Source organism: Stenotrophomonas lacuserhaii (assembly GCF_039674585.1).
GTDB lineage: Bacteria > Pseudomonadota > Gammaproteobacteria > Xanthomonadales > Xanthomonadaceae > Stenotrophomonas > Stenotrophomonas pennii_A.
In genome coordinates, this window is the sequence record NZ_JBDJNU010000029.1 from 39,966 (window position 1) to 46,953 (window position 6,988).

At 69.0% G+C, this 6,988-nt stretch carries 7 protein-coding genes; 1 reads left to right on the forward strand and 6 read right to left on the reverse strand.

What is annotated here, in order from left to right:
• Nucleotides 1-99 precede the first annotated feature (99 nt).
• From ABE522_RS12195 to oleC, 6 genes are all read right to left on the reverse strand, one after another.
• Complete coding sequence (locus ABE522_RS12195) at nucleotides 100-864, reverse strand: pseudouridine synthase (RefSeq protein WP_346591914.1); 765 nt, start codon at nucleotides 862-864, stop codon at nucleotides 100-102.
• Entirely contained in the window at nucleotides 861-2,516 is a 1,656-nt protein-coding gene (gene ubiB, locus ABE522_RS12200; protein WP_346591905.1) for a ubiquinone biosynthesis regulatory protein kinase UbiB, read from the reverse strand. The genes ABE522_RS12195 and ubiB overlap by 4 nt, the downstream gene beginning before the upstream one ends.
• Nucleotides 2,513-3,148: a ubiquinone biosynthesis accessory factor UbiJ gene (locus ABE522_RS12205; RefSeq protein WP_346591906.1), complete on the reverse strand. Its 636-nt coding sequence runs from the start codon at nucleotides 3,146-3,148 to the stop codon at nucleotides 2,513-2,515. The genes ubiB and ABE522_RS12205 overlap by 4 nt, the downstream gene beginning before the upstream one ends.
• A 205-nt stretch (nucleotides 3,149-3,353) precedes the next feature.
• Nucleotides 3,354-3,509: a DUF1328 domain-containing protein gene (locus tag ABE522_RS12210; RefSeq protein ID WP_346591907.1), complete on the reverse strand. Its 156-nt coding sequence runs from the start codon at nucleotides 3,507-3,509 to the stop codon at nucleotides 3,354-3,356.
• 63 nt (nucleotides 3,510-3,572) lie between these two features.
• The gene (oleD, locus tag ABE522_RS12215) at nucleotides 3,573-4,583 is read right to left on the reverse strand and encodes a 2-alkyl-3-oxoalkanoate reductase (RefSeq protein WP_346591908.1); all 1,011 of its coding nucleotides are present in this window, start codon (nucleotides 4,581-4,583) and stop codon (nucleotides 3,573-3,575) included.
• Nucleotides 4,580-6,238: an olefin beta-lactone synthetase gene (gene oleC / locus ABE522_RS12220; RefSeq protein WP_346591909.1), complete on the reverse strand. Its 1,659-nt coding sequence runs from the start codon at nucleotides 6,236-6,238 to the stop codon at nucleotides 4,580-4,582. Before oleC ends, oleD begins: the two co-directional genes overlap by 4 nt.
• A 104-nt stretch (nucleotides 6,239-6,342) precedes the next feature.
• Between oleC and ABE522_RS12225 the strand changes: the two genes are divergently transcribed.
• Nucleotides 6,343-6,759 (forward strand): YkgJ family cysteine cluster protein, encoded by a 417-nt coding sequence (locus ABE522_RS12225; RefSeq protein WP_346591910.1) that lies wholly within the window; start codon nucleotides 6,343-6,345, stop codon nucleotides 6,757-6,759.
• Nucleotides 6,760-6,988 lie beyond the last annotated feature (229 nt).

Consider the following 6,988-nt stretch of genomic DNA (forward strand, 5'->3'; position numbering starts at 1 on the left):
CGCCCAGGCTCGGGGCCCGGTAGCGCCGTGCCGTGGTGGGTGACGACCGTTGGTCGTCACGCTTCTGGATCCCGCCGAACATGGCTCGGCGCTACCGGCTCAGGCCGGCGGGACGTCCCAGCCGAACAGATCCAGCGCCTTCTGGAACGCGGCGTCGACCGGTGCGCGCACGTCCAGCGTGCCGCCATCCGGATGCGGGAAGCGCAGGCGCTCGGCATGCAGCAGCATGCGGTGCACGCCCTGCATGCGGAAGATGCGGTTGTGCCGCCCATCGCCATGGCTGGTGTCACCGATCATGTGGTGCGACAGGTGCTTGAGGTGGCGGCGGATCTGCCTGAAGCGCCCGGTCTGCGGCTGGCAGCGCAGCAGCGCATAGCGCGAGGTGCTGAACTCGCCACTCGGCACCGCCAGCTCGCCGGTCCGCAGGCTCTGGAAATCCGTCACCGCCGGCTTCTTCACCGGCTTGCCGGGACCGCCGTCGAGGTCATGGTCAACCTGCCAGCTTTCCTCTGCCGGCCAGCCGCGGCACACGGTCAGGTAATCCTTCTGCACCTCACCGCCCATCAGCGACTTGCCCAGCGCGCTGGCGGTTTCGCGGTCGAAGGCCAGCAGCAGGCAGCCGCTGGTGGCACGGTCCAGCCGGTGCACCAGGAAGATCTGCCGGCCCAGCTGCTCGCGCAGGCGGTCGGCCAGGAAATCATCTTCGCCGCGCGCCAGCTTGCTGTCGTGGACCATCAGCCCGGCCGGTTTGTCGACCACTGCCAGGCGCTCGTCCTGGTGCAGCAGCTGCAGCGGCTCCGCTGCTGAGACGGCGGGCACATCCTCCTGGATCGTCTCGTCGATCACCGACTCGCCCCCCATCATCGCCACCACGCCCGTGCCAACGCCAATGCACCCAGGGCGCCGGACACCCCGCTCCAGATCGGCAGGTCGCCGAAGTACAGGCCCGGCGGCTGCAGCACGTACAGCAGCGCGGCGATCGCCAGCAGGCCGACGCCGGTGATCGCGCCTACCGCGCGCTTCTGCAGCCGTTGCAGGCTGGCATCCAGTGCGGCCAGGTCGCGCGAGCGCATCGACAGCTCATGCCGCCCTTCCACCTGCTGGCTCAGCCAGGCGTGCACCAGTCGCGGCATGTCCGGCGCATGGGTCATGATTTCCGGCACCCGCTTGCCGATCTCGCGCAGCACCCGGCGCGGGCTGTAGCGCGCGCGCAGGATCTTCGCCAGCACCGGCTTGGCCACCGCCCAGATATCGATCTGCGGATCCAGCTGGCGGCCCACGCCTTCGATGTTGAGCAGGGTCTTCTGCAGCAGGATCAGCTGCGGCTGCAGGGTCAGCTGGTAGCGTTGCGCCACGCGGAACAGTTTCATCAGCACTTCCGCCAGCGAAATCTGCGACAGCGGACGGGTGAAGTAAGGCTCGCAGACCGACCGTACCGCCGATTCCAGCTCGTCGATGCGCACGTGGTCGGGCATCCACCGGGCCTGCACGTGCAGTTCGGCGATGCGCCGGTAATCGCGGTTGAAGATGGCCATGAAGTTCTCGGCGAGGTAGTACTGGTCCTCCTGCGAGAGCTGGCCCATGATGCCGAAATCCAGCGCGATGAAGCGCGGGTTGGCACGGCGCTGCGGATCGATATCGACCCAGATGTTGCCCGCGTGCGCATCGGCATGGAAGAAGTTGTCGCGGAACACCTGGGTGTAGAACACCCGCACGCCCTTGGCCGCCAGCGCGACGCGGTCGATGCCGGCGCGGTCCAGCGCTTCGATGTCGTCCGACGGGATGCCCCACACGCGTTCCAGGGTCAGCGCGCGTTCGGCCGTGTGGCTCCAGATCACCTCCGGCACGTACAGGTCGTCGGAGTTCTCCCAGAACCGGCGCAGCACGCTCGCATTGGCCCCTTCGCGCTGCAGGTCCAGTTCGGCCGACAGCGTGTTTTCGATCTCGGCGACCACTTCGCGTGGACGGATCTTGTCGGCGCGCGGATGGGTGCGCTCGACCAGCGTCGCCAGCGAATTGAGCAGGGCGATGTCGGCGACGATCTGCTTTTCGATGTCCGGGCGCAGCACCTTGACCACCACCTGGCGGCCATCGCCGAGCGTGGCCGCATGGACCTGCGCGATCGATGCCGAGGCCAGCGGCTCGGTATCGAAACTGGCGAACGCCGCGCTGACCGGCATGCCCAGCGCCTGTTCGACGATGCGCCGCGCGGTATCGCCATCGAACGGCTTGACCCGGTCCTGCAGCAGGGTCAGTTCAACGGCAACGTCCGGCGGCACCAGATCGCGGCGGGTGGACAGGATCTGCCCGAACTTGACGAAGATCGGGCCGAGGTCCTGCAGTGCCAGGCGCAGCCGCGCACCGCGGGTCTGCGCGGCGATATCGGCCGATGCACGCGGTACGAACGGCTTGGCCAGCCGCAGCCAGCGCTCGGCCGGGGTGCCCTGCAGCAGGTCGTCCAGACGGTAGCGCAGGATGATGCGGCCGATGCGGCTGGCCCGCAGCAGCGCCTTCATGCGGCACCCCGCAGGCGCTGCACGCGCGCGGCGATGCGCTCGACGTCGTCGCGCAGCACGTCCACGTCGTCATGGAAGGCGTCCAGTTCACCGCGCGGCACCACGTCACGCGATTCCTCGGTGACGAACTCGGCGGCGGTATGCGCGAGGTCGGACGCCCCGCGGCGCGCATGCGCCAGCGCGCTGCGCAGGGTATTGGCCACCTGCACGCCCAGCACTTCACCGAACACGCGCACGAACGGCAACTGCCAGTCCGGGTCGAAACCCTTCGCCAGTTGCTGCAGGCGGCGCGCCAGTTCGGCATCACCGGCGACCCGCACGCGCCCGGCCGGATTGGCCTGCGCGCTGCGGGATCTGGCCAGCAGCGGCAGCTGGGCCAGCACACCGGACAGACTGCTGCGCACGGCCAGGTCGGCTTCGCGGTGATCCACCGGACCCACTTCCAGCGCCTCGCCGTGCACGCTGATGCGCATCGCCAGGGCAGGCGCTTCCAGGGTCAGGTCGATATGGCGGCCATCCAGTGCGGTCAGTGCCTGGCGGGTATCAGGATCCAGCGCGAGCGCGCGGTTGAGCGCGGCTTGCAGGGCACGGCCGGCAACCGGCTTGAACGACTTGAGCAGGGAAAGAGGCATGGCGGGCATTCTACCTGCCTGATGCGGGACTGACGCCCGCTGTGGTGGGTGACGACCGTTGGTCGTCACGCCGTTCCCGCTGCGCTCGCCGAGCATGGCTCGGCGCTACCGCCCTTCCGGTAGTGACGGCCGCTGGCCGTCATCCCGCAGAAACAACAAAGCCGGGCAATGCCCGGCTCTGCCGTTCAAACGCGATGACCGGAGGTCACGTGCGCTTGCGGAACATCGAGATGACGGCCAGCACCAGGAAGACCACGAACAGGATCCAGGCGACGTTGCTGGCGGCACCGGCGATGCCGGAGAACCCGAGCACGGCGGCAATCAGGGCGATGACGAAAAAGATGACGGCGTAGTGCAGCATGGCGATCCTCGCGGTTAGCGTGCCGGGGTGGCGTTGGGGACCATACTCCCGTGCCGACGGTGTTCATCCGGTGATGGAAATCTCGCCGTTTGATGAAGCTTTCAGCCGCGTGAGTCCCTCGTCAATGCTCACCACCGGCGCATAGCCGAAGTCACGACGCGCCGGCTCCATGCTGTACCAGTGCGCGGTGCACAGTTGTTCGGCGAGGAAACGGGTAAGCGGCGGCTCACCCGGCAGGCGCAGCAGCGGCCACAGTTTTTCGGCCACCGCACCGATGCGGTAGGCGGTCCTGAAGCTCACCGATTTCGTCACCGGCGGCGCACCGACCGCGGCCAGCAGCCTGTTGATCAGCTCACGCATCGGCAACGGTTCGCCATTGGAAATGAAGTACGCCTTGCCCGCGCATGCCGAACCGGGCGCCAGCGCATCGAGTGCCAGGAAGTGCGCCAGTGCCGCGTTGTCGATGTAGGTGGTGTCGACCAGGTTGCTGCCATCGCCGACCAGGCGCAGGCGTCCAGCGCGCGATCGCTGCGCCAGCCGCGGCACCAGCTGCAGGTCGCCCGGTCCCCAGATCAACCGCGGGCGCAGCGCCACGGTGGCCAGCGCGGCATCGTTGGCCGCCAGCACGCGTTGTTCGGCAATCGCCTTGGTCGCGGCGTACGGTGCCTGGAAGTCTTCCCCATACGGCACTTCATGCGCACCCAGCCCTTCCACCGGATGCGTGGCGCGATGGGTCACGCTGGGGGTGGAGGTATACACCAGCTTCGACACCCCCTGCGCGCGGCAGGCGGCGACCACGTTGTCGGTGCCGACGACATTGGCCTGGTGGTAGCTGTCATAGCTGCCCCAGGCCCCGGCCTTGGCTGCGTTGTGCAGCACCGCGTCCATGCCCGCCACCGCGTGCCGCACCGCCTGCGCATCGGCGAGATCCCCCTGGATCTGGCCTACGCCCATCGCCTGCAGCGCCGGGTAATGACCGCGATTGAAGCTGAGTACCTGGTGCCCGCGTTCGGCAAGGCCAGCGCACAGCGCCTGTCCCAGGAACCCACCGCCGCCGGTGACGAGGATCTTCATGCCTGCTTTTCCCGTTCTTTCGTGGCCCAGATCGCCAGCTTCTCGCGGCCGATCTTGGCGTTGTGGCGGATGTCCACCGGGAATCCCGGATGCACGAGGAAATCCTGCAGGCGCGCATCGGGCAGGCGTACGGCGGCCTTGGTCCGCAACGCTTCATGCAGGGCGGCGGAATCGGAATGCCCGGGCAGCAGCTCCACGCACAGCACTGGCACCTGCGCACCCGGCGTTCCGACGCCGACCAGCGCGGTGCGCGCCACGCCGGCCACGGTGTTGAATACCGGCTCGACCTGTTCGGTGTACAGCGGCCCGTGCGCGGTTTCCACGCGCTGGGTCTTGCGCCCACAGAACCACAGCTGGCCCTGTGCATCGAAGTAGCCGACATCGCCCATGCGGTGCACCACGCGGGTGCCGCCGTCGGCCAGCGTCTCGTTGATCTTCGCCGCCGCGGTGGCCTGCGGGCGGTTGAAATAGCTGTCCGTCGCAGTGGGCCCGGCCACGGTGATCTCGCCCACTTCGCCTACCGGCAGCTCCTGCACCTGCGACCAGTCGGGCAACGGGGCATCGTCGATCGCGATGATCCGCACCTGGTTGGGCGCCACCACGCCGCCCACGCAGGTGCCGGCGCCGCCTTCGGTGGCAGCGCGGGTATTTTCCAGCGCGCGCCCTTCGATCACCGCGACCGGCAGGCATTCGGTGGCGCCATACGGGGTCCAGAACCGGGCATCGGGCGGCAACAGCCGGCGGATCCTGGCGACAACGTCCGGTGGCACCGGGGCGCCGGCGGACGTCACCCGCTTGACTCCCGGCAGCGGCTGCCCATGGTCGGCCAGCACCCGCATCAACGCCGGCGAGCCAAACAACTGGGTGACGCCGTGGCGCTTGATCGCATCGTGCAGGCGACGCGGATCGGCCTTGGCCGGGCGCGTCGGGTCCATGTCCGGAATCACCGACGTCAGGCCCAGTGCCGGATCGAACAGGGCGAATGGCGGGAAGGTCGGCAGGTCCACCCCGCCCGGTTCCATCCCGAACGCCGAACGCAGCAGCTCGACCTGGCCGACGAAATGGCGGTGACGGTAGACCACGCCCTTGGGCACGCCGGTGGAGCCGCTGGTGAACAGGATCGCGGCAGTGTCTTCGCCATCGGTATCGGCCAGCATCGGGGGCGTACCCGTGCCCGCGCGCTCCAGCGCGGCCAGCGTGGTACCGCCCCAGCCCAGCCGGCGGCCCACGGTCACCAGCAGCGTGGCCGACGGCGCCCAGCGCAGCGCCAGCCGGGCCACGTGGGCCAGCGGAATGCCGATGAAGGCCTGCGGCTGCGCCTCGTCCAGGCACTGCTTCAGCGCGCGCTTGTCGATGCCCGGATCCACCAGCACCGGCACCGCGCCCAGCTTGAACAGCGCGAACATCAGCAGGAAGAACTCCGGCGAAGGCCGCACCATCACCACCGCGCGCACCCCCCGGCCAATGCCGTGGGACGCCAGTCCGGCGGCCATCGCATCGCTGCGCGCATCCAGTTGACGGTAGTCCAGGGTCACGTCATAGGCGGCCATGCCATTGCCCGGACCGCGCCGTCCGGGGCAGCGGATGGCGATCTGGTCGGGTCGTTCGCGCGCCAGTTCGGGCAACCGCGCGGCGATATTGCTGTATCGGTTCATCCGTTCATTGTCGCCGGATACGGAATTTCTTGCGCGCCGGCCCGCATCATGGAAAATCCGCACTCCCTTTCATGTCGCTGATGGCCGCCCGAGGCGGCTTGCCCATGCAACACCCCTGCATGACCTGCGGCGCCTGCTGCACCCAGTACCGCGTGGCGTTCCACTGGATGGAATCGGATGAAGTCACCCCCGGCGGCGTGCCGCATGCACTGACCGAAGTGCTGGACCCGCATCGCCTGTGCATGCGCGGCACCCATTCGGCGCCAGTGCGCTGCGTGGCGCTGGATGCGCAGATCGGGGTGTATTCACGCTGCACCATCCATCCCAACCGGCCCAGCGTGTGCCGCGAGGTGGATGCTTCGTGGGAATACGGCAAGCCCAGCGCGCAATGCGAGAAGGCCCGCATCGCCTACGGGCTGGACCCGCTGACCCCGGCCGACTGGCGCTGGCGCGACGCCGCCGGCAACGATGACGACCACCCGGACGACAACGGATCGCCGCAGGCCCCGATCGCGGCCTGAGTAGCGGGTCCACGCCACCGCATTCGCGCTGTCGCTCCCACGCTTTGCTGCGCAAACCGTGGGCCCCTCCTCACCAACACCCACACCCCGCCGCTGCGCGGCCGCCCCTGACTCAGGGGCTCCCTTCACCCGACGGGCCACGGAGACCGTGGGTAGCGGCGCGGGGCGCGGGGACGGGCCGGGGGGGGGGCGGGGGCGTGTCCTTTGGCGCGGCGCCGGCGGCCGGGCG

Coding starts and splice junctions, on each gene's coding strand:
- ABE522_RS12195 (WP_346591914.1), bottom strand. CDS start 864: ATGATGGGGGGCGAGTCGGTGATCGACGAGACGATCCAGGAGGATGTG.
- ubiB (WP_346591905.1), bottom strand. CDS start 2,516: ATGAAGGCGCTGCTGCGGGCCAGCCGCATCGGCCGCATCATCCTGCGC.
- ABE522_RS12205 (WP_346591906.1), bottom strand. CDS start 3,148: ATGCCTCTTTCCCTGCTCAAGTCGTTCAAGCCGGTTGCCGGCCGTGCC.
- ABE522_RS12210 (WP_346591907.1), bottom strand. CDS start 3,509: ATGCTGCACTACGCCGTCATCTTTTTCGTCATCGCCCTGATTGCCGCC.
- oleD (WP_346591908.1), bottom strand. CDS start 4,583: ATGAAGATCCTCGTCACCGGCGGCGGTGGGTTCCTGGGACAGGCGCTG.
- oleC (WP_346591909.1), bottom strand. CDS start 6,238: ATGAACCGATACAGCAATATCGCCGCGCGGTTGCCCGAACTGGCGCGC.
- ABE522_RS12225 (WP_346591910.1), top strand. CDS start 6,343: ATGCAACACCCCTGCATGACCTGCGGCGCCTGCTGCACCCAGTACCGC.